Source organism: Moritella sp. Urea-trap-13 (assembly GCF_002836355.1).
GTDB lineage: Bacteria > Pseudomonadota > Gammaproteobacteria > Enterobacterales > Moritellaceae > Moritella.
On sequence record NZ_PJCA01000031.1, the window covers coordinates 29,347 to 50,838 of the forward strand.

The window sequence follows — 21,492 nt, forward strand, 5'->3', positions numbered from 1 at the left end:
GATTGCAAATTTTCAATTTTATTGAAGAAAATTTGTAAGTCACCAACAGGTATAACCATCGACGCCTGCCATACCGTGACATCTAAGTACGTTGGTTTTCCCTACCTACTCATAATTCTTAATGAATCTATACGGATGAATATCGGGAAAGGATCAATGTAACTTTAAGGAAAGGGGGAATTTTAATAAAAGTCTTACTCTGTTCTGGGTTGGGCTGGGTTTGATTACTTGATACATCTAAGTGAATAGCTGACTGTTTTTATTGGAATGAACATTCTTACACGACCGTTGATTTAACAAAGTACCTCGAAACCATATTTTGCGTAGAATGACTCGGCTTGCTCACTTAAACTCAGAGGTAGTTTGACATAAAGCCCTGTAGGGAGAGGCTTTATGTCAAATTTACTGATTTTAAACGTATTTCAAATTAAGCAAACCGTTTAATCTCTAAGGAGCTATCGATATCTGAAGCCGCATCGATAGCTTGGTTAGGATCTATTTCAAAATATTCTTTGCGTAAATTCACCAGATTTAACCGCTTATTATCAAATTTATTGTGAAGCTGGCGTTCAAGTGATGGAGCATCTTCAGAATAAATAAATGCATGTGTCGTAAACACATCTGGTACAGAGGCACTACTTAGCTCTTTGACTCGATCGGATGGTTCTAAGCGACGCGTCATACCAATTTTACAAATTCTATCGCCAAACGCCATTGGATTTGAAATCACATACACATAACCAGCACGTGTTTGTTGTGCCATCGACATAGCGCGTACTTCACGCTCCTTTAGCTTTGCTAACTCAGCTTTTAATTCATTGAGCTTATCTTGAGATGCTCCGGTTTTATCTGTTAGCTTTGCCAATTCTTTCTCAATAAGGGTTTCCATTTTTAAGCGCTCAGTTTCTGCTTTCTTTTGAGCTGCTTGTAGCTTTTGTTCATCACGTTCAGCTTCAGTTTGAATAGCTTTTTCCTCACGTTCTCTTTCTTTGATGACTTGTTTTTGCTCGGTTAGGTCAAAGCTTAACTGAAGCTCCGCAAGTTTAAGCTTTAAATAGTCTTCTTGTAAAAATGTCTTGGTAAGATGGCCAGAAGAATTGATCACGTGAAATGTTTTCTTTATACGTTCTTTAAGGCGTTGAACATTATACCAATCGACAAGGACAATAGCGGCCTTAACTTCATTATCTAAACAGCGAATACGAAGTTTTTCTTCTCGTTTAAATGCAGATCTTGCTTTTGCTTTACTGTTACCTAACGTAATATTATCACCTATATTACAGATACAAGCAGTACGATCTTTGACCATTTTTTTTGCTTCATCTTTTACGGATTTTATTTCTTGCTCAATGGAATACGTGTTATCGGTATAGTCTGGCAGTATATATAATTTGCTGTCTACAGTACCGACACCAATATCATGTTCTTCAATTAATGCTTCACAATCAGTTAGCTTCTCTCTTAAATTACGATATGTAGATTTCGTAGCTTCGTCTTTGTCGTTGATTCCTGATAATTCTTTCTCAAGATTAACACGAGGTGAAGCAATTTCTTTAAGATGATTTAATTCTTCATTAGTTTTATTGAGCTTAGACTTCGAATTGAAATAGAGTGCAATACTTGCAATAAAAATAATGCCTGTACTAACACCTAGTAATAGAATGCTTGTCATAGTTAAATAAACTCCGGTAAGTCTTGAGCAACAGATTTTGGCTTTTCTTTTGATCCGGATACTGCAATCAACGCTGCACGTTTTTGTTTTGTTTCTTCATACTCTTTTGCTTCTGCTTCCACGTACCAATCAGTTTCTAATCCACATTCATCAAATACTTCCATGACCTCTTTGATGCTCACTTTAAAGAATTCTTTTCTAAAGTTTTCCGTGTTAACACGTTTATCATGAAATTTATTGTGAAGTTTTTTTTCAATTGACGGTGCATCGTCTACAAAGGTCAAGCTATGTACATCAAATCTAAATGGAACTGATGCATTACCTAATTCTCGCACTCGATCTAATGGTTCTAGTCGACGAGTCATGCCTATTTTTACTACACCTTCACCAAATGAACCTTTATTTGATATAACGTAGATATAGCCTGAACGTGTAATTTGAGCTTGAGATATAGCACGTTCAAACTTCTCTTCCAGGCTTTTTTTCTCTTTTTCTATTCGAGAAATCATTTTTTCAATTTCAGCAAGTTCATTATCAACCATTTTTTCTGCTCGTTTTCTAGCTTCTTCTAGTTCTAATTCTGAATCTTCAATTTTATCTTCCAGAGCTGCATTTACGCTACCCATTACTTTATTTTGTTCTCTCAATAGCTGTTTTTCAACTTTGCGCTGATTTTTTAATTGATCAATATGCTCTAAACCTTGATACCACCATTTGAGCTCAATAAGTTTGGATTTAACATATGCATTAGTAACCTCAACATTTGCCGTTTCGCCTAGTTTACTCAATTGAGTTGTTAGCTTATTAACTTTCTCTACCGCGCCTACATAACTATTGATACGCATTTTTCTACAGATCATCTCATATTCAGCGTTGAATGCTCTTAAGATCAGGTCTCGATATGAACTCATGAAAATCATGCCATTAGATTTAGAACCTAACCAGGTGAACTCACCATAAATTTCAACAGCTAAGCCATTCTTTATAAGTTCGAACTGCTCTATTCTACACTGATGAATATTTTCTTTAAGTTCTTGAGTATCTTCAGAGCAAAAGGTTGGAGGCAATAGACCAACTTTAATTTTTTCAGCATTAAGAATGACTGGAGAAGCTAGTTTAGAAAGAGTATCTAGCAACCCTATATTCTTTTCGACTTTATTTTTGGATTCGTTAATTTCAGATTCTAAGCGAGAAAGAGCAGCATCTAATGGTTCAGTATCCAATTTTTTTTGTAAATCGATAGCTTCTTTTTTAGCTTTGGAAGCTGAAATTAAGGTTCTGATGCTGATATAGAAAATAATTAAAGCAATAGTTAGAATACCAAGCACCAAAAATTGGTAACTTTCATTACTAACATTGGAGATCGTAGTACTTGTTTCCTCACTGGATAATACCGAGGTAGGATAGAGTAGGGCACAAGTCGAGAGTCGTTTCATGTATACCTTTAGCTGTCAATTAAAATTGGTGAGAAGTATAACACTCAGTAAATTGATATAAGTTAATGAAATCAATTTTTTATGAATTATTTCAATTGATTGTCATTAATAGGGGGGGATTTTGAATATTAGAACAAGTCTAAAAAATTATGGGTTATTTATATTTTAAATTATAAAATACTTTATTAATCAGAGTTTTAATTGAAGTAATTAAGTATCAGTGTATCTAGCTGTCATTTATTTTTGGGTTTTAGTTTGTCGCTTCATTACCGAGGTAACTGACTTATTTTGACGAATAAGATGGTTACAAAAATGTAGGTTTGGCTATCTTTAAATATGAAATGTTAGGCTAGAGGTCTAACTCAGCAACTTAACGATAATGAGATAACCGTTAAGCTGCTAATTGAATAAATCAGAATAAAAGCTTAATTAAAAGAAACCAAGCGGGTTAACGTCATAGCTAACAAGTAAGTTTTTAGTCTGCTGGTAATGCTCTAGCGCCACTTTATGGGTTTCACGACCAACACCAGATTTCTTATAACCACCAAATGCTGCGTGGGCAGGGTACATGTGGTAACAGTTTGTCCATACGCGACCAGCTTGGATCTTACGACCCATACGGTAAGCTACATTCATGTCGCGACTCCAAACACCTGCACCTAAACCAAATTCAGAATCATTGGCTATCTCTAATGCTTCAGCTTCAGTTTTGAAGGTGGTTACTGCGATCACTGGGCCAAAAATCTCTTCTTGGAAGATACGCATTTTATTGGTGCCTTTAAACAAGGTAGGCTGGATATAGAAACCATTTTCATGATCGGTATGCACTTCTTCAATCTCGCCACCGATAAGCAGTTCAGCGCCTTCTTCTTTACCAATCTCAATGTACTTTAAGATCTTCTCAAATTGTTCTTTTGATGCTTGCGCGCCAACCATGGTTTCGGTATCCAATGGATTACCACGTTTGATCTGTTGGGTACGTTCGATGATCTTAGCCATAAACTGCTCATAGATATCTTCATGTACTAACAAGCGTGATGGACAAGTACAGACTTCGCCCTGATTGAAATACGCTAATACCACGCCCTCGATACATTTACTCAGATAAGCATCTTCATGGTTCATAATATCGGGGAAGAAGATGTTTGGTGATTTACCGCCGAGTTCGACAGTTGATGGAATGATGTTTTCCGCCGCACATTTTAGAATATGCGAACCAACAGGGGTTGAACCTGTAAACGCGATCTTAGCAATACGTGTGCTACTTGCTAACGCTTGGCCCGCTTCAGCGCCGTAACCGTTGACGATATTCAACACACCAGCTGGTAATAGATCTTCAATTAACTCCATCAATACCAAGATAGAGGCAGGTGTTTGTTCAGCAGGTTTTAAGATCACGCAGTTACCAGCAGCCAATGCCGGTGCTAGTTTCCATGCAGCCATTAGAATAGGGAAATTCCACGGAATGATCTGGCCAACAACACCTAATGGTTCATGAAAATGATATGAGACAGTATTCTCATCTAGATCGCCAATACTGCCTTCTTGAGCACGTAAGCAACCTGCGAAGTAACGGAAATGGTCAACCGCTAAAGGAATGTCAGCGGCCAGTGTTTCACGAATGGCTTTACCATTATCCCACGTTTCTGCGATGGCTAGTTTGGTGATGTTTTGTTCTAAACGATCAGCGATTTTAAGTAGGGTATTAGAGCGAACGGTTACTGACGCTGAGCCCCAAGCATCTTTAGCTTTATGTGCTGCGTCCAATGCAAGTTCGATATCTAGGTAGTTTGAACGTGGAATTTGACAGATGACTTCGCCATTGATTGGGCTGATGTTGTCAAAGTAGCAGCCGTTTTGAGGCTCTACCCATTGACCGCCAATGAAGTTTTGGTAGCGCGGCTTAAAATTAATAAGTGCATCTTTGGTTCCAGGTGCTGCATAGATCATAACTCTTTCCTTTAGTTATTGTTTTTTGCGAGAGAGTGAAGTTATCATGACGGTGTGTCATAAACTGCGCTGGGAGTTCGCAAAAATTGACTGTCAGTCCATAACAAGGAAGTGTGTGATGCAGATAGTGCCTAATAGAGGATCCAACCTCGATCCAGAATTTAAGCCAGAAGTGATGGTAGAAAACCAAACCAGCTATGATGGCCCCGAGTCTCAGTTAAGTATTTATGATACTTTTCAACAAGCTAAGCGGGTAGAGTTGAAGTCAGAAAATCCGTTGTTTTGCGCCATGATCAGCGGGAAAAAGGTAATGCACAGTCAGGACTCGAATTATGACAGTGACTTTGTACCCCATGAATCCTTTGTATTAGCGCCAAGTCAAAGCGTTGAAATTGATTTTCCCATTGCCAGTTTAGCTGCGCCAACTCGTTGTCTAGCGATTGAAATATCCACCGACCGTATCGCGAAGATAGCTGATAACCTTAATGCCCAAGCTGAAAAGCACAGTGAATTTGGCCCAGTGCAATATCAACAACAGTTACTACATACTCATCATAATTCGCAGACGCAGGCACTATTGCAACGTATGACCGAGTTGTATGTGGATGACGATCCTGATCGTAGTTACATGATCAATTTAGCGGTATCGGAATTGACGGTACGTTTGTTACGTCAGCAAAGTCGTGACTTTATGATGTCGTTTTGCCAGCAGCAACCCGATCACAGTGGGTTAACCATGGCGGTTGAGTTTATTAATCAACACCTACATGAATGTATTGATATCGACCAGTTGTGCCGTATTGCGTGCATGTGCAGAACCAAATTTTTTAATCAATTTAAAGCTCACTTTGGTTGTACGCCTTTGGCTTTTCAGCAACAGCAACGTTTGAAGAAAGCGGCAGAATTGATTAAGACAGGTATGCAGATCACCCAAGTTAGCTTTGAGCTAGGGTTTATTAGTAGCAGTCATTTCAGTCGTATTTTCAAACGCTTTTATGGCATTAGTCCTAAGTCATATCAACATCGCCATAAGACTATTTTGAATTAATCTATGCCTACAAAAATATTAACCGTGAAGACAAATCACGATAGAAATGAATGTGGTTACTGATGAGCGAATTGTGACTCTAACGTGTTTTTGGGGGAATTCGGTTTAATGTTATTGCACTAAGCCATAGCTGGACGGGAATGGCTTAGAATCATGGTACTAGCCGATGGTAATATCCATTATATTTTGTGGGGTAATTGAAGGTCTCTATCTGTTATGCGCAGTGGTCATGGTATCATCCACGCCCTTACTCTCATTCTCTAACCAGTTTAATTTGATAACCTATGATTTTCTCCAAACTTAATAATAAAACTTTTCATTTTTCCGATCACAAAAAGGGATTAATGGCTTCAATAATAGCGTCTTGTTTATTTGCATTGCTGCCCATGTATGTACAGTTTCAACCTACCTGGCCAGAAACAGCTGTTACCGGAGGCGCTGGTCATTGGCTAGCCGGGCAAAGGGTTTTGTGGAGTTCCGTCATTATGCTATTGGGTTTAATCATAGTTGGGCGAATCTCAATGTTGTGGGAACAATTAAAACAATGGCGGTTATGGCCTAGATTTTTACTCTCCGCCTGTTTAATTGCGCCACAGTTTTGGCTGTTTATCTGGGCGCCTCTACAGGGTGAAATACTCTCTGTGGCATTAGGCTATTTTGCGCTGCCGCTGACGTTGGTTGCCGTTGGTTACTTTGTGTATGGTGAGCAATTAAGCCGTGTACAGTTAATCGCATGCATCATTGCTGCTTGTGGTGTTGTTTATGCCTATGTTATTGCCGATGGCATCTCTTGGATTGTGTTTGTGGTTGCCTTAGGGTATCCGCTGTACTTTATGAATCGCCGACGTTACCCAATGGCGAGCGACCTGGTATTCACCTTAGACAACCTTTTTTTACTACCAATCGCATTGCTTGCCATGCTCTATTTACAACCTTTTCATGATTGGCAACAAATCGAAGTATCATCTTGGGCTTATTACCTAGGACTCGGGATCACTGGCACACTACCCATGTTATTATTTTTATACGCCTCACAAATGCTGCCACTTAGCCTATTTGGCTTATTAACTTATTTAGAACCGACCTTGGTTTTTTGTGTTGGCCTATTACTTGGTGAGCGCATTGAGCTAATCCAATGGCCAATCTACGGGGCTATTATGCTGGCCTTGGTATTAATCGCTATAGATAGTTATAAGCGACGCGGTTAGTACTATATTGGAAATAATGAATGGACTGCTGTAATGAATGGACTGCTCTAAGCCATATGTGGGCATAAGTGAGTTAGATCTTATACTTTAACCACATAGCTTCAGAGCCGTTTTAATATGGAAAAATGAATATTATGCATTCGATTTAACCAGCACAACAAGAAAGCTCTTTGACGTCTTTATTAAAAGTTTGGGCACATAACTTTAAGCTTTCAACCATAGTAAGGTATGGAAAAAGCTGATCCGCTAATTCATTTACTGTCATTTTATTGCTAATAGCTAACGCAGCACTTTGAATTAACTCACCACCTTCATGAGCAAGAATTTGCGCACCAATGAGCTGTTGTGAATCTAAATTTATCACTAATTTTATAAAACCGTCAGTTTCGAAGTTAGCTAATGCCCTTGGTACATTTTCCATATCTAATACTCTAGAGTCAGTCTCTATGCCTTGGCTTTCTGCTTGAGTCTCGGTTAACCCAACCGTTGCGACTTGTGGGTCGGTAAAAATGACTGCTGGCATTGATGATAAATTAAGCTCTGCATTCCCTCCCGTCATATTAATTCCCGCACGACTGCCTGCCGCAGCGGCAACATACACATGTTGAGGAATATTGCAGCAATCACCAGCAGCAAAGATATTAGGCACAGACGTTTCCATTCGAGCATTAACTTCTATACAGCCATTGCTGTCTGTATTAACACCGACCACATCAAGATTTAATCTAGCTGTATTCGCATGACGCCCTGTACTCACCAGTAATTTATCGCAATTAATTTGACCATTGTTACTTGAAAGAGTGAAAGACATACCATCAAAGCTTACTTGACTGGCTTGCGTCTGGTTAAGAACTCTAATCCCTTCTTTTTCAAAAGACTGACATAAGCGCCCTCCCAGAAGAGGGTCTTCTCTGTACAGTAAGGTATGTCTTGACAGTACTGTCACTTCGGAGCCCAAACGGCGATAGGCTTGAGCGATTTCCAGAGCGACTACCGATGAGCCAATCACCACTAAGTGGTCAGGTGTTTCCTCTGAAAATAATGCCTCTGTCGAAGTCCAATAAGGCGTATCAACTAAACCTGCAATCGGTGGAATAGTTGGTGTTGAGCCTGTTGCGATTAAAATGCGGTTTGCGACAACCTCGATTTCCTGCCCACTCTCTGAGGTAACAGTTAAAGTATTTGAATCTTTAAAGCGGGCGTACCCCTTAATTAAACTCAATGACGGGTTACCATCTAAAATATTCTGGTATTTAGCTGCTCTCAATTCATCAACACGCGATGTTAGCTGCTTCGTCAATAACGCGCGGTTAATAATTGGAGTCTGATTCTTCAACCCTGAAAATGGATTATCTCGTTGCTGCTTAGCTAGTTGTGCTGCACGGATTAATATTTTTGATGGCACACATCCAATATTGACACAGCAGCCGCCAATCACATCTCCCGCCTCTATAATGGTGACTCTCGCGCCACCTTCCGCTGCTTTTATCGCGCAGGCAAATGCCGCTGAGCCACTACCTATAATTGCAAGATGAAGGTCATGGTCTTGTTTGGTTTTATTGCTGCTGCAACAAGATGATGCATTTGGCTGCTTGCTAGAATCGCACTTATCCATTTATTTTCCTCCATTCTTTGGGCTTATATGTCAGCAATCAGATTTATCTTTCATCTTACTTTTAAACAATGCGTAAACCGTCAACCCAATAAAAAAAACGAGTGCAGGCAGTAGGACGTAATCTAAATAACCAAGTAGCCCAGAAAGACCAACAACCCCCAAAGCGATAACCAGAATTGGAGTAAAACAGCACAGTGCAAAAATCACAGTACCTGTAATGCCCCATTTTAGTAGAGGACGTTCTTTATTCATATAAACCTACTTTTTTAAGTATGAGGGGTAGTCCGCATTCGTTGTCGGTAGTTCTAGAGACACATATCTGAGGCTTAGCCCAAAGGCGTATAAACATCGCCATAAGGCTATTTTGAATTAATTGATGCCTACAAAAATGTTAACCGTGAAGGTAAGTCACGATAGAAAATGAACGTGGTTACTGAACAAAAATAGTGACCCTAATGTACTTTTTTGGGGAGGTAGGCTTAACGTTCACAGGCTATCTTATTATTTTTCAAGATAAACAATTAATAAATCAGTGTCGACGGCGTTAGCAATTTTTCGTATTGAAGATAATAACCGACTCCATAAATCATGGTGATGTCCACAAATTAATAAATCAGCCTCTAATTGATGGATAGCTGTTGTTAATTCCACTTCCAACTCGCCCATTAAAACCAACCTATTTTCAACGGGGTAATCAAGCTGTTCAGCTAATGCGTTGAGCTCTGTTTGGTACTGCTCCTTTTCTTTTTCGTCTGTGTCTGTATCTTCGATGTCATGCGACGCTAACCACGGAATGCCCCCGGGAGCCGACACTTTCAAATGATGCGCACTAACATAAATAAGTGAAAGCTTAGCATTAGCCTCTTTTGCTAATGTAACTGCTTTACTCATGACTATTTCACTGGGGCTAGTTAAATCGACAGCCACTAATATATGGTTATAACTCATTGAGTTTATCCTCTACGATGTCTCTTATTAAGAGTAGCAGAGTTAATCTGGTTGACTAGATTGAGGAATAGATTGAGAAGTAGGGCGTGGGAAATAGATTGAGGAATAGATTGGGCTGTAGGGTGTGAAAAATTGGCAGACGCATAAAATCGAGCTATCGATAAAGCCTGCCACTTTATGATACCTCGATGCTTATCTGGTATTATTTCATCTCACTCATTTGCTTTATTAGCTGAGTGCTACAGTGATATCCCCCTCAACTGTACTTGAACAGGCTAATACAAACCCTTGTTCAATTTCTGCTGCGGTCAGTGTTTCGCTGCTGCTTGATTTCACTTCACCGCTAGTGACTTTACACTTACACGAACCGCAAACACCCGCGCGACAAGCGCCGATAATTGGCACGCCATTGTTCTCTAGTAACTCTAATAGTGATGAACCTTGTGCAACTTCTTTCTCTACTGCAAAGTCGGGTACGTACAGCATCACGCTCTCTGTTGATGCGCCTGATGTGATGTCATCTTGCTGTTTGTTGTCTGCAGCTGGCGTAAAGCTTTCTTGGAAGAAATTCGCCATATCAAAGTCACTTTCTTGGGCTATATTCTCTACTGCTTTCATAAAGCCAACAGGGCCACACAAGAAAATAGTGCGATCTTGTAAATCTGGATATAACTGCTGAATAACGTCTTTACTCACCATGCCTGTTTGATGTGCTAAAGCAGGACTATTAGTCGTGGCATTGTCATCATTGTCATTAGCACTGAAGTTAGCAAAACCGTCACTGTTTTCTAACAGTAATTGAACTTTGAAATTGCTATGTTGAGCGATTAACGTTTGCATCTCTGCATGGAAGATAACGTTGTCTTTGTCTCGGGCGCAATGTAAGAACTCAATGTCAGCGTCGCTATCTTGCGCTAATAATGCTTTGGCAATCGACATGACTGGAGTGATACCACAACCTGCGCTAACCAAAAGTAGTTTTGCTTTGTGTTGGCAATCGCTGCTATTGAATTGGCCGGCAATGTTTAATGCCGACAAGTTATCGCCGATAGTTAAGTTATCCGCTAACCAATTAGAAACTAAACCGTCAGGTACACGCTTAATGGTTAAACGTAATTGTTTTTGTTGTGGTACAGAGCTAATTGAATAGGCGCGATAATGGGTTTTACCGTCGATTTCTACCGCTAATGTCACGAATTGACCAGGTTTGAAATCAAACAAAGTTTGGTCTGCGGCCGCAAAAGTAAAGCTCATCGAGTCATGCGTTTCTAATTCACGCTTTACCAATACTAATGAAGTTGTAGTAGGTGACCAAGTTGTTGGCTTTAAGCTTGGTTTAGCTACCATTTCACCAAGTGAGAAATTCAGCTTTGGCGTTGCAAGTTTTGAAGAGCTCGTCGACTTACTACCACCAAGAGCAAAGTTAAGCTTAGGTGGTTTTAGCTTGGAAGTAGACAGCTTAGCAGTCGCTGGTTTGGCTGTGTTTTTTGAACTGTTGTTATCTGAACCCCCAAGAGAAAAACTAAGCTTGGGAGCTTGTAGTTTACTGCTTACAGGCGCAGGTTTTTCTTTGCTCGTCGTTGATTGACCTAATCCAGCACTGTTTAATTTAAGAGGCTTAAGTACTGGTGAAGAAAGCGCTGGTGGCGAAATAGTTGAAGACGGCGTATTTGAAGAAGACATTATTGCACCTATCGCAGTGATAATTTAAGAATAATTGTTATTAAGAAAATGTTTATTAAAGACAGCCGCTAGAATGAAATATTTGAACTTGTAGCTGCTGTCTTTTTAATTCGAATGCTGATCTAAAACCATGAGCATTGATTAAAGTAAGTCGACTGTTGCTGGCATGGATGTCAGCCTCTGTTCTAGCAAATAGCCCCATGGATGGGCGCTACGGCGTGTCGAACGTCTTTAACCAATGCGGCTTATCACCGCATTGATCAGCGAGTGCTATTTACCAGCTAACATAGTCACTAAATCAGTTTCAGCGTCACCAACACTGCGCATATCAAAGTTATCTTGAAGTGCTTTGATTAAGTTGTCAGTTAAGAACGCAGGAGCTGTAGGACCGGTATAAATACCTTTGATACCTAAAGCGAATAACGTTAATAAAACCACAATTGCTTTTTGTTCGAACCAAGATAAAACAATGCTTAGCGGTAATTCATTCACACCACAATCAAACTCTTCAGCCAGTGCTAACACTAATTGAATTGCAGAATAAGTATCGTTACATTGGCCAACATCTAATAGACGCGGGATACCATTGATATCGCCAAACTCTTTCTTATTGAAACGGTATTTACCACAAGCCAGCGTTAGTACCACTGAATCTTTAGGTGTATTAACAGCGATGTCAGTGAAGTAGCTACGCTCTTCTTTATCACCGTCACAACCACCGATTAGGAAGAAGTGTTTGATGTTACCCGCTTTAACTTCTTTGATAACTGCAGGAGCAGCTTCCATTAGCGCGTTACGACCAAAACCAACCGTGATCATGTGTTCGATTTCTGTGTGCGCGATACCATCTTGTGCTAATGCACATTCGATAACTTGCGAGAAATCATCGCCTTCAATATGTACAACACCAGGCCAACCCACGATGCTACGTGTGAATAGACGGTCTGCGTATTGACCTACGTTTGGATTGATTAGACAGTTAGATGTCATCACAATTGCGCCAGGGAAGTTAGCAAATTCTTTTTGCTGATTCTGCCAAGCGCTACCGAAGTTACCAACTAAGTGTGGGTATTTGTTTAGTTCAGGGTAACCGTGAGCAGGTAACATTTCACCATTGGTGTAAACGTTGATGCCTTTACCTTCAGTCTGTTGCAAGATTTTTTCTAAATCATGTAAGTCATGACCGGAAACAAGAATACATTTACCCGCAACTGGTTTCACGTTTACTTGTGTTGGTTGTGGATGACCAAACGTATTGGTTTCACCACGGTCTAGAATTTCCATGATGCGGTAGTTTAATAAACCAATTTGCATTGATGTTTCAAGTAGCGCATTCGCATCTGTAGGTTCAGTACCTAAGAATGCCATGATTTGGTGGTATTCAGCGCAGATAGACTCTTCACTTTGACCAAGAACATGGGCATGTTCCATGTATGCTGCAGCGCCTTTAAGGCCGTAAAGACATAATAAACGTAGACCAATGATGTCTTCGTGTAATTCTTCATGACCACGGTTAACCGCTGCTTCAGGTGCGAAGTTCATGATTTCTTCAGCTGTGCTTGGCAATACAAACTGCGCTGCTGGAGATAATTCAGGTAATGTATCACCGGCTGCTGCAGCGGCTGCCATTACTTGTGTGCTTAATTGGATCTTATAACGCTCAGCAATTTCAGTGTATTCAGTAATACGTTCTGGAACAAAGTTGACGTTAGTTAGTGTAGAGAAGAATGCACGTGGTGCCCAAGCATCAATTTCAGCATCGATGATGTCGTATTTACGCGCTAGCTCGGCCCAGAAAGACACACCTTGGAGATTAAATACTAATATGTCTTGTAGGTCTGAAACATCAGCCGTTTTACCACACATACCTTGAGTATAAGAACAGCCTTTAGCCGTAGGTGTTTGAACCGTTTGCTCACATTGAATACAGAACATTTAAAACTCCATTATAATTATATGATTGATATCGAATTAACGATGATCTCATAATCTATGTTGCAGCTAACGTGCCAACTTTTATGTGTTTGATATTTAAGGGGTTTGTGTTTTTGTGAATGGTGTTTTGATGTGGTTATAACAACGCTGCTGATGTGATTTATACATCAACAGCGTTCATATTGATTTTAAACTAACTCTGCAGCACGTAACGCTTTAGGTTCAATGCCGAGTTTTTTGCCCATTTTGTATAAATTACCGCGATCCATCTGTAAAAACTCAGCCGCTTGCGCCCACACAAAATTAGATTGCTGTAGGGCGTGGGAAATAAGCTTGGTTTGATAGGTTTCTACTGCGCCACGTAGCTCAAATGATGTCGTTGGCAAATCATCTGCCTCTGTATTCGAGTCGCTTTCTGTTGAATAGGCGTAAGTGTGGCTCACTTCATCGGATAAGTGTTGCTGTAAGATCAGGCTTTGCTGTGCTTGAATTGCACGTAGTCCGGCACGCATCAAGGTATGTTCTAATTCACGGACGTTACCTGGCCAGCTGTAATGATTCAGTGCTGTTAATGCCTGTGGATGCAATTGCAATTTAGCCACATTGAATTGGCTACGTACACGATCGAGTATGTGCCCTGATAATACCGCAATATCACTTTGGCGATGGCGTAATGGTGGCACCTTAATTGGAAACACATTTAACCTATGGTATAGGTCACTTCGAAAACGACCTGCAGCGACTTCTTCAGTTAATTCGCGGTTAGTTGCGGCGATAATGCGGACATTAATGAGCAAGTTCTTATCTGCACCAACACGCTGTACTTCGCCTTGTTGGATAACACGCAGTAGTTTAGCTTGCATTAACAGTGGTAATTCACCGATTTCATCTAAGAAAATAGTGCCGCCATCCGCTAACTCAAATTTACCTGCGCGGTTACTGGTAGCGCCAGTAAATGCGCCTTTGATATGACCAAACAATTCACTCTCAGCAAGGCTTTCTGGCAAAGCGGCGCAGTTTACATAAATCATCGGCTTGGTTGCGCGTGAGGATTGTGAATGTACCGCGTGGGCAACTAGCTCTTTACCTGTACCTGTTTCACCACTGATTAATACCGCATAATCGGAATAAGCTACCATGTTGATATTGTTGCGCAGGGTTTGCATTTCAGGACTAACACCAACGAGTTCACCGCCTTTATTGCGGGCCTCTTGGATCAGCACTTGATTCATATTCTGTTGTTGCTGGTGGCTTTTTTGCAGAGCTTCCACTTGATTGACGTTTCTTATTGTTGCAGCGGCTAATGCAGCGAAAGTGGCAACGGTAATATCATCAATCCGTTTGAATGCACCAACTTGCATCGCATCGATGGTGATAAGTCCAACCAGTTGATCTTCAACGTATAAACTACAACCCATGCAGTCATGTACATCAATAGAACGATTCGGATCGTCTTTTAATAAACCGTCAAAAGGGTCTGGTAAGGGTGATGTCGCGGGAAAGCGCACAGGTTCTCGGCTTGACAAAATAGCTTGTAGGCGAGGGTGCTGTTGCGGGTCGAAGCGTTGACCTAATACTTCCTCGGATAAACCGTTAACGGCAGCACCAGATAACAGCCCTTCATTATCAAGCAAGAGTAAGGCGCTCGCATCGCAAGGTAATACAGACTGCAGAGATTGCATCAAACGCTGATAATGATGACCTGAGGGCAAATTTAAATTGAGATCGAGTGCAATTTGTAACATTGCTTGGTCGAGAGAAGTCTGCATGCATAAGCCTTAATATCGAGAGTGATGTGATTTTTACATCGTGGGGTAGGGGCTGTAAATGACTAGATAAAGAAACGGCTGGATAACAAAGAGTTTGTTGATCTGGGTTAATTTTGCTCTCGATATCCTTTATAATACGCTTGTTAATATTCGAAATTTAAGGCGTAAACATAATGACAAATATAGGCCTTGGCTGTTCTAAATTTACCTTTGCAGTATATCTAGCAAATACGCCGAACATGTTGGAATACCAAGACATAAGCAGCGTTAATTCACTCGTCAGTGGTGAAGTGAATGCTATCGGTCAAGCTTGTGGCAATGGCTGGCGTAAAGTATTTAACGTCTATGCCAAACTCTTGTATGTATTAAACCCTACCGATTTTGACTTTGCACAGCGTGCACCGACTTGGCAGCAGTACCGTGATAGTTATTTACTGCAAACGGGTAGTGCAACAGCCTTGTTATTTAGCCCACCAGTACTTAATGCCAATACCCAGACTATTCACATTATATGCGGACGCACTTATGCAAAAGACTTACTGGCGTCTGGTAAGCTAGAGGCTAATCTGGTGTGGATAGATGATGAGTTTGCGATTGATGTTAAAAACCGTTTAGTTGTGTGCCCGTATTTTGATTACCGACAGTTATCCAATATCAAAATTGAACGCCTGTCGGTGATGCTGAGTGGACTGGTGCTGGATTCAAGTAACTAATCGCTGCCAGTTGATGTTATAGCATTTTAGATATGCTAATGCGTTGGTCGCGATAATCCCCCGTTATAATAACCTCTTTTACGCCTTCAATATTGGTAGCACTTGCTGGTCGCCATTGCAGGTCAATATCATTGAATTGTTGGCTAATTACATCATCTTCGCCAATATCTCGCAGTAGTTCTGCAAGCGTCATATCCGTTAATGAAGCGCCGGACTTTGTTGTTGACCAATTTTGTAGCAAGTCTTTAGATAACATCTGCTTGGCTACTTTGATTGGGGTACCGGTCAAATTATCAAATTGAATATAATCAATCGCACCCGCACGGCTAATAATGATGCGATTACTCAGCATGCTCATACCGTACACATTACGTTGTGCATAAGCTTGCGAGTAGATAACAGCTTTTGTTTCATTATCAATAAGGTACAAGTTTTTATTTGTTAACGCAGTACTATATTTACCAGTGGGGTCGGAGGTGAGTTTAATGGCATTTTCAGCTAATACTAAGGTTGCGATTGATGAGCCTTGCGCAATATCAATCCAACGAAGGGTATTGGTTTGATCACTGACAATCAGCTGTTTATCATTATTGACGAATGCGGCTTTATCTATGTCATTTTTTATTATTTCACTTTGTAAGTTCAAGGTTTGAGCATTAATCACAACCGCTGGAGTACCAGCATTTTGCAGCACGAATAATGATTTTTGTTGCTTACTTAATATGAGTACTGGCTGAGTTGAGGATAGATCATAACTATTACCAGTGGGCTTTAAAGTGCCGCTAACTAACTGTTTTAATTCAGCACTTTGTCCATAATAACCTTTGCTAAATACTGCCGTCACTGTGTCGTGATTCTGCGAGACGATTAAGGTATTAATATGGTTGTTTTTACAGGCCGCAGATGAAACCGGCAATACCGGCACGACTACTGGAGGTGTTGTACCACCAGATGCACTGCTGTAGGTACTAATTTGCGGTGCAGAAGACAAGGGAGAAACTTGACTATTTTTGCCTAATTCTGTTAAGAAAATACCGTTGTTACCCGTACTATTGCAGGTAGAACTCATGGTGTTATCGCCATAGATCGTTGGCTGATAAATCAAATAAGCATTTTTATTATGGTCGCCTTGAGCGGCTGATAAAATGGCTGATGCCGGTTGGGTTGTGCCGCCGCCATTGCAGTCATCACCGAAAAGGGAACCGTAATCATCATCACAATCATCCCCGTCATGGTCATCATCATCATCGTCGTCGTCATCATGGTCATCGTACGTACTTATCACTGGCGATGTTTGCGTCGTCGTTGCAGGAGTGAAGGTGTTACTTAATCCTGTGGCGGTATCAACTTGTAGTAATTTGTCGCCAGAGGTAAGCGCAAGTAACATGCCGGTATTTTCATTCATCGTGATTGCACGACCACTGGATAGCGTACGCATCGGATATGAACCAGGAATTAAATAGCGCTTATTTAAGTTCACATAGGTATTATCTAAATCTGCTTGTTGCAAGCTTCCTGTTATATCAAAATTACCGCTACTTACCATTTTATCTACAGCAGCCGAGATTTTTAACGCTTTAGAATCCCCCTCTAATGACAATGCATGGGCAAAAGAAGCGAGTAATAGATTAGTCGCTTCTTTTGGTCCATGCTCGGTATTTAGCTTATGAAAATCAAGATTATATTGATCCCCAAATAGCTGTTGTAAATGCGCTTGTGCTTGCGCAACACTACCGGAAACTTGTGGGTTAAATAACACTTCATTTTGAATCAATGTCGTAAACGGACTCACTACATTGGCACTTGCTGGTGCGGTAAGTAAATATGCCACATTATCGATGACGAATGGAGCTGTGTTATCAGCCGCAACACTCCATAAGCTTGACACCTTTTGTTCTTGAGGTCCGCAAGCATAATTACGATCTGCATCGACACAAATTGATAATTTACTGTAGTCATAGAGATCTGATTTTGTATTACTGCTTTCTTCGCCGCCACAGCTAATCACGAGACTACATCCCGCTAGAATAACCGCTATTTTAGATAGTTTAAATTTTCCATTCATATAGATAACACTTTGTTGATTGAAGTTTTATACCGGTTACCTTTTGGAAACCAGTCATTTTAATGTAAATAAAGATGATTAGTAAAATATATGATCAAATACAATTGATAATCACTCTCATTCCCGTTAGTATATGCGAAAATTTATGTTTGACTATAGTTTTCATAAAGTTATTTATAATTACATAAAAGGGATAGGTAAAATGTTGTTAGGAGTAAACAAGTCACTGCTCGCGTTGACAGTGGTTACAGGTACGTTGTTAACGGGTTGTAATGAAGCAAGCCCAGATCAAAAATCAACAAATCCGACGCAAAATATCGTTAAACCAGATGCTCCCGTTGGACCTATCGTGAATGATGACCTTGATCAGTTTGGCTGGTCTTGGAGTCATAATTTGAGTGATAAACAATTTTATGAAATAAAAATACCGAATCAGCCATGGTCGACGGTGAATGGTAATCCTCATCAACTCGTTATTGATGGTATTTATGCTGCGGGTGATATTCAAATCCGTGTAAAGGCAGACTCAAGCAAGAATCGAACAGCAAGTGACGTATTAGTTAATCCCATTATTTATACTGCTAATTCATTGGTCAAACGCCCCAAATCCCCAACTAACCCAGTGCAGAATGACAGCCTGAATACCTTTGATTGGGAGTTTGTTAGTGGTTTTAGCACGGCTAACGAATATGAATATTCACTCACTGGCGGCGTAAGTTGGAATACGGTAACCAATAAACCTCTGCTTGTTGGTGATGTTGATATTGATGTTGGCCATGTTCAAGTACGCGTTAAAGAAAATGCTGCCGATGGCACTGCTGCAGGTTCGGTGTTAATCAGCACGCAAGCCTTTACAGCGGGTGTTCTTGTTGTGATATCAGCGCCTACGGCGCCAGTTATTGTTAACAACAATATTGGTAACACAAATTATCCGCAAGAAATTAAAACCAATGGTTTTAGCTGGGAGTGGGTGACGAATGGCAATACAGGCGTAGATTATGATGAGCCTGAGTATTATGAATTTACCAATGATGGCGGCATGACCTGGCAGGCCGTAACGAGTCGACCGCAACATGTTGGCCCTAAAGCTTATGCTAAAAATAAGGTCGGTGTGCGTGTTAAGAAAAACGCGATTGCGAATCAAGTTAACCCCGCTGGACAAACACTTTTTGCTACAGGTGCAAGTGCTGATTTTTATGTAACCCGCGTTGTTTCGATGAATACATGGAATCAAGCTCAAGAATTAACGTCAGCTGGTAACTGGTCTAAAGCGAAGTCTTCAAAAGGGGCTGAGGGCTGTTACATTGAATATGATATCAATGGAGAAAATCCACAATTCTGGGCTTATGCAGGTACTAATGATAATGCTGATAAGGTGCTTGAATTATTGAGTACGGAGTTTTGCGGCATGCAGAATTGGCAGCTGCTAACTACGACAGAAATGAAAGTGAAAACGTTAGTGGATTCGAGTTATATCACAGGAACCTTGAATCACTATTTAGTGACTAGCGACAGCTATTATAAACATTGGGCATCTGAAACGGTTAATGGTATTGAAGCACTGAAAGCTATTAGTGCAGGTCAAGAGGTTAACGCTGCATATAGTACAAGAGTGATTCTAAAATGGGAATTACCAGATACGGCGAAAATATTAACAGAGACTACATCTACGAATACCGCACTGAAAGCTCTAGTGTCATCGCAGAATAGTAATTGGCAAACTACCTCAGTAGATTTAATTAATGTTATCAATAATATTAGCGCGTTAGTGGATCAACCTTTGACACCATTATTATCTGATGTGACGACTGCGGAGGCTAACTCTAAAACTGCATTTGATTCACTCACGTTAGCGTTAACGGAATACCAGAATAAAATCGACGTATTAACGCTTTACTCAACTATGCTCGAAAGCGATAGCAGTGTTGATAAAGCACTTAAAGCGACGATCAATAACAATATAGCCTCGATTAAACTCGACTTTATTAATCTAACCTCGTTACATACTTCATTCCAATCTGCATTAACAGTGACACCCGCGTTAACCGCGCTGATTAAGTTAACAGATCAAAAAACGACTGCGAATAGTGTCAGAGATACGTTATTAGCGGCCAATGATGGCGCTGATATTCATGGCCGTAGTTTAGATTTATTTGCTGCAGCGGCTTTAATAAACGACTTTATTAAAGCGAATGTAAGCCTTGTTGCAGACTTGAATAGCGCTACTTCAGAACTACCAGTTACGAGTAATACAGCACTTATTTCGGCGCTGGATAAGTTACTTATCATGTTTAACAACTTACCGACGGCTGTTGATTCAGAGGCCCTGACTGCACATGCTGTTAAAGGATTAGAACGTGCATCAAGTGGGGGTTATAGCGTTGCTGCTGCGGATGCTGTTATTGGTACTCACTTTGCTAAGTTAGACATTAATGGTGACTATTTACCAAGCGCCACAACGTATGCACGAGGCTGGCGTTGTGTGATGGATAACCGCGACCTTGTGCGTAAACGTATGTGGACATTGCTTAAGGACGGGCTGCCAAATGGTGCTGATGATTTGGCATTTGATGCATCTAGTGCTGGTATTGCAAGTGTGATGGGGACTGGTGGTTTAATTGAATCAACAACAGCAGCGCAATTATGTGGGCGTAGTGATTGGGCTCTACCAAGTAGCAGTCAGTTAACCTCGCTTGAAACTGGAACGATTGATGGTACAGCAACAATTGATGTTGATGTATTCCCTCATCATCTTGCTTTTGATGCTAAGTATGACACCAACGATTGGTCATCTTCGGCGAAGCCATCAACTCGATTTTGGTACTGGAAGAATGAAGAGCGTAATAGTAGCGAACAGCGTACCTACCACTTTGCTACAGACCATAAGTCGTCGACTACTGGCTCAGAATCAAAAGAGGGTGATGAGGATAAAGTGGTAATGGGACGTTTAGTAAGTGAAATTAAACTTATATATCAACTGCTTGATAGCGCTGGTGATATCACGGCTGATACTGATGCGGCCGTATGTGCTTATCAGCCGGAGTCGAAGGTAACGTGGCAATTATTTGATAATGCAGATCTAGAGACAAGATCAAAAGATTACGGTAATACAAACGCTGATGTTGGCACCGTATTAGCTGAGGCAGTACAACGCAACAGTGAAAAGCTATGTAATAAGAGTAATTGGCGTGTGCCAAGCTTGGCTGAACTAAAAACGTTATCGCCTGTTAATCACGAAGTATTTACTTACAGTAATGTTGAGAAATACGGTAAAGAACTGTGTTATGTGAGCGCTGATCCGGCAAGGTACAGCCGTCAAAAATGCTATTACACAGGTTCTGAAAAAAGTGATGGCGTAGATAAAAAACCATACAATTCAAATAGCTATATTTATCGTTTGATTACTTCTGATTAATTATATTCTTATATTTTTTGTTAAGGCAGTTAGCT

The 21,492-nt window shown here is 40.5% G+C and carries 14 protein-coding genes; 4 read left to right on the plus strand and 10 right to left on the minus strand.

Annotation, left to right across the window (positions count from 1 at the left end; genetic code table 11):
* Window positions 1–427: 427 nt before the first annotated feature.
* The 3 genes from CXF93_RS08225 to CXF93_RS08235 all read right to left on the minus strand — a co-directional run bounded on the left by CXF93_RS08225 (window position 428) and on the right by CXF93_RS08235 (window position 5,058).
* Window positions 428–1,672 carry a DUF4041 domain-containing protein gene (locus CXF93_RS08225; protein ID WP_101061944.1) on the minus strand — a complete coding sequence of 415 codons (1,245 nt, stop codon included), beginning with the start codon at window positions 1,670–1,672 and terminating at the stop codon, window positions 428–430.
* Between the two features lie 2 nt (window positions 1,673–1,674).
* Window positions 1,675–3,108: a DUF4041 domain-containing protein gene (locus tag CXF93_RS22085; protein WP_101061945.1), complete on the minus strand. Its 1,434-nt coding sequence runs from the start codon at window positions 3,106–3,108 to the stop codon at window positions 1,675–1,677.
* A 429-nt stretch (window positions 3,109–3,537) separates the two neighbouring features.
* A complete protein-coding gene (locus tag CXF93_RS08235) occupies window positions 3,538–5,058 on the minus strand; it encodes an aldehyde dehydrogenase family protein (RefSeq protein WP_101061946.1) in 1,521 nt (506 codons plus the stop codon).
* 118 nt (window positions 5,059–5,176) lie between these two features.
* Here CXF93_RS08235 and CXF93_RS08240 point away from each other — a divergent pair, with 118 nt between their 5' ends.
* Together CXF93_RS08240 and rarD are read left to right on the plus strand one after the other, a co-directional pair.
* A complete protein-coding gene (locus CXF93_RS08240; RefSeq protein ID WP_101061947.1) occupies window positions 5,177–6,106 on the plus strand; it encodes an AraC family transcriptional regulator in 930 nt (309 codons plus the stop codon).
* Window positions 6,107–6,450: 344 nt separating this feature from the next.
* Window positions 6,451–7,314: an EamA family transporter RarD gene (gene rarD / locus CXF93_RS08245; RefSeq protein WP_232784147.1), complete on the plus strand. Its 864-nt coding sequence runs from the start codon at window positions 6,451–6,453 to the stop codon at window positions 7,312–7,314.
* A 145-nt stretch (window positions 7,315–7,459) separates the two neighbouring features.
* On the opposite strand, the gene merA is transcribed toward rarD, so the two are convergent.
* The 6 genes from merA to norR form a co-directional block, all read right to left on the minus strand.
* Window positions 7,460–8,929: a mercury(II) reductase gene (merA, locus tag CXF93_RS08250; protein ID WP_101061949.1), complete on the minus strand. Its 1,470-nt coding sequence runs from the start codon at window positions 8,927–8,929 to the stop codon at window positions 7,460–7,462.
* Window positions 8,930–8,959: 30 nt separating this feature from the next.
* On the minus strand, window positions 8,960–9,181 hold the full coding sequence (gene merF, locus CXF93_RS08255) for a mercury resistance system transport protein MerF (protein WP_101061950.1): 222 nt from the start codon (window positions 9,179–9,181) through the stop codon (window positions 8,960–8,962).
* Window positions 9,182–9,430: 249 nt separating this feature from the next.
* Window positions 9,431–9,877 (minus strand): universal stress protein, encoded by a 447-nt coding sequence (locus tag CXF93_RS08260; RefSeq protein WP_101061951.1) that lies wholly within the window; start codon window positions 9,875–9,877, stop codon window positions 9,431–9,433.
* A 228-nt stretch (window positions 9,878–10,105) separates the two neighbouring features.
* Entirely contained in the window at window positions 10,106–11,560 is a 1,455-nt protein-coding gene (locus tag CXF93_RS08265; RefSeq protein WP_101061952.1) for a hybrid-cluster NAD(P)-dependent oxidoreductase, read from the minus strand.
* A gap of 270 nt (window positions 11,561–11,830) precedes the next feature.
* Window positions 11,831–13,495: a hydroxylamine reductase gene (gene hcp, locus CXF93_RS08270; RefSeq protein WP_101061953.1), complete on the minus strand. Its 1,665-nt coding sequence runs from the start codon at window positions 13,493–13,495 to the stop codon at window positions 11,831–11,833.
* Window positions 13,496–13,683: 188 nt separating this feature from the next.
* Complete coding sequence (gene norR / locus CXF93_RS08275; RefSeq protein ID WP_101061954.1) at window positions 13,684–15,264, minus strand: nitric oxide reductase transcriptional regulator NorR; 1,581 nt, start codon at window positions 15,262–15,264, stop codon at window positions 13,684–13,686.
* 173 nt (window positions 15,265–15,437) lie between these two features.
* Here norR and CXF93_RS08280 point away from each other — a divergent pair, with 173 nt between their 5' ends.
* Window positions 15,438–15,977, plus strand: a complete 540-nt coding sequence (locus tag CXF93_RS08280) for a hypothetical protein (RefSeq protein WP_101061955.1) — start codon at window positions 15,438–15,440, stop codon at window positions 15,975–15,977.
* Between the two features lie 16 nt (window positions 15,978–15,993).
* On the opposite strand, the gene CXF93_RS08285 is transcribed toward CXF93_RS08280, so the two are convergent.
* Complete coding sequence (locus CXF93_RS08285) at window positions 15,994–18,042, minus strand: hypothetical protein (RefSeq protein ID WP_101061956.1); 2,049 nt, start codon at window positions 18,040–18,042, stop codon at window positions 15,994–15,996.
* A 202-nt stretch (window positions 18,043–18,244) separates the two neighbouring features.
* Here CXF93_RS08285 and CXF93_RS08290 point away from each other — a divergent pair, with 202 nt between their 5' ends.
* On the plus strand, window positions 18,245–21,457 hold the full coding sequence (locus tag CXF93_RS08290; protein ID WP_101061957.1) for a hypothetical protein: 3,213 nt from the start codon (window positions 18,245–18,247) through the stop codon (window positions 21,455–21,457).
* Window positions 21,458–21,492: the final 35 nt, after the last annotated feature.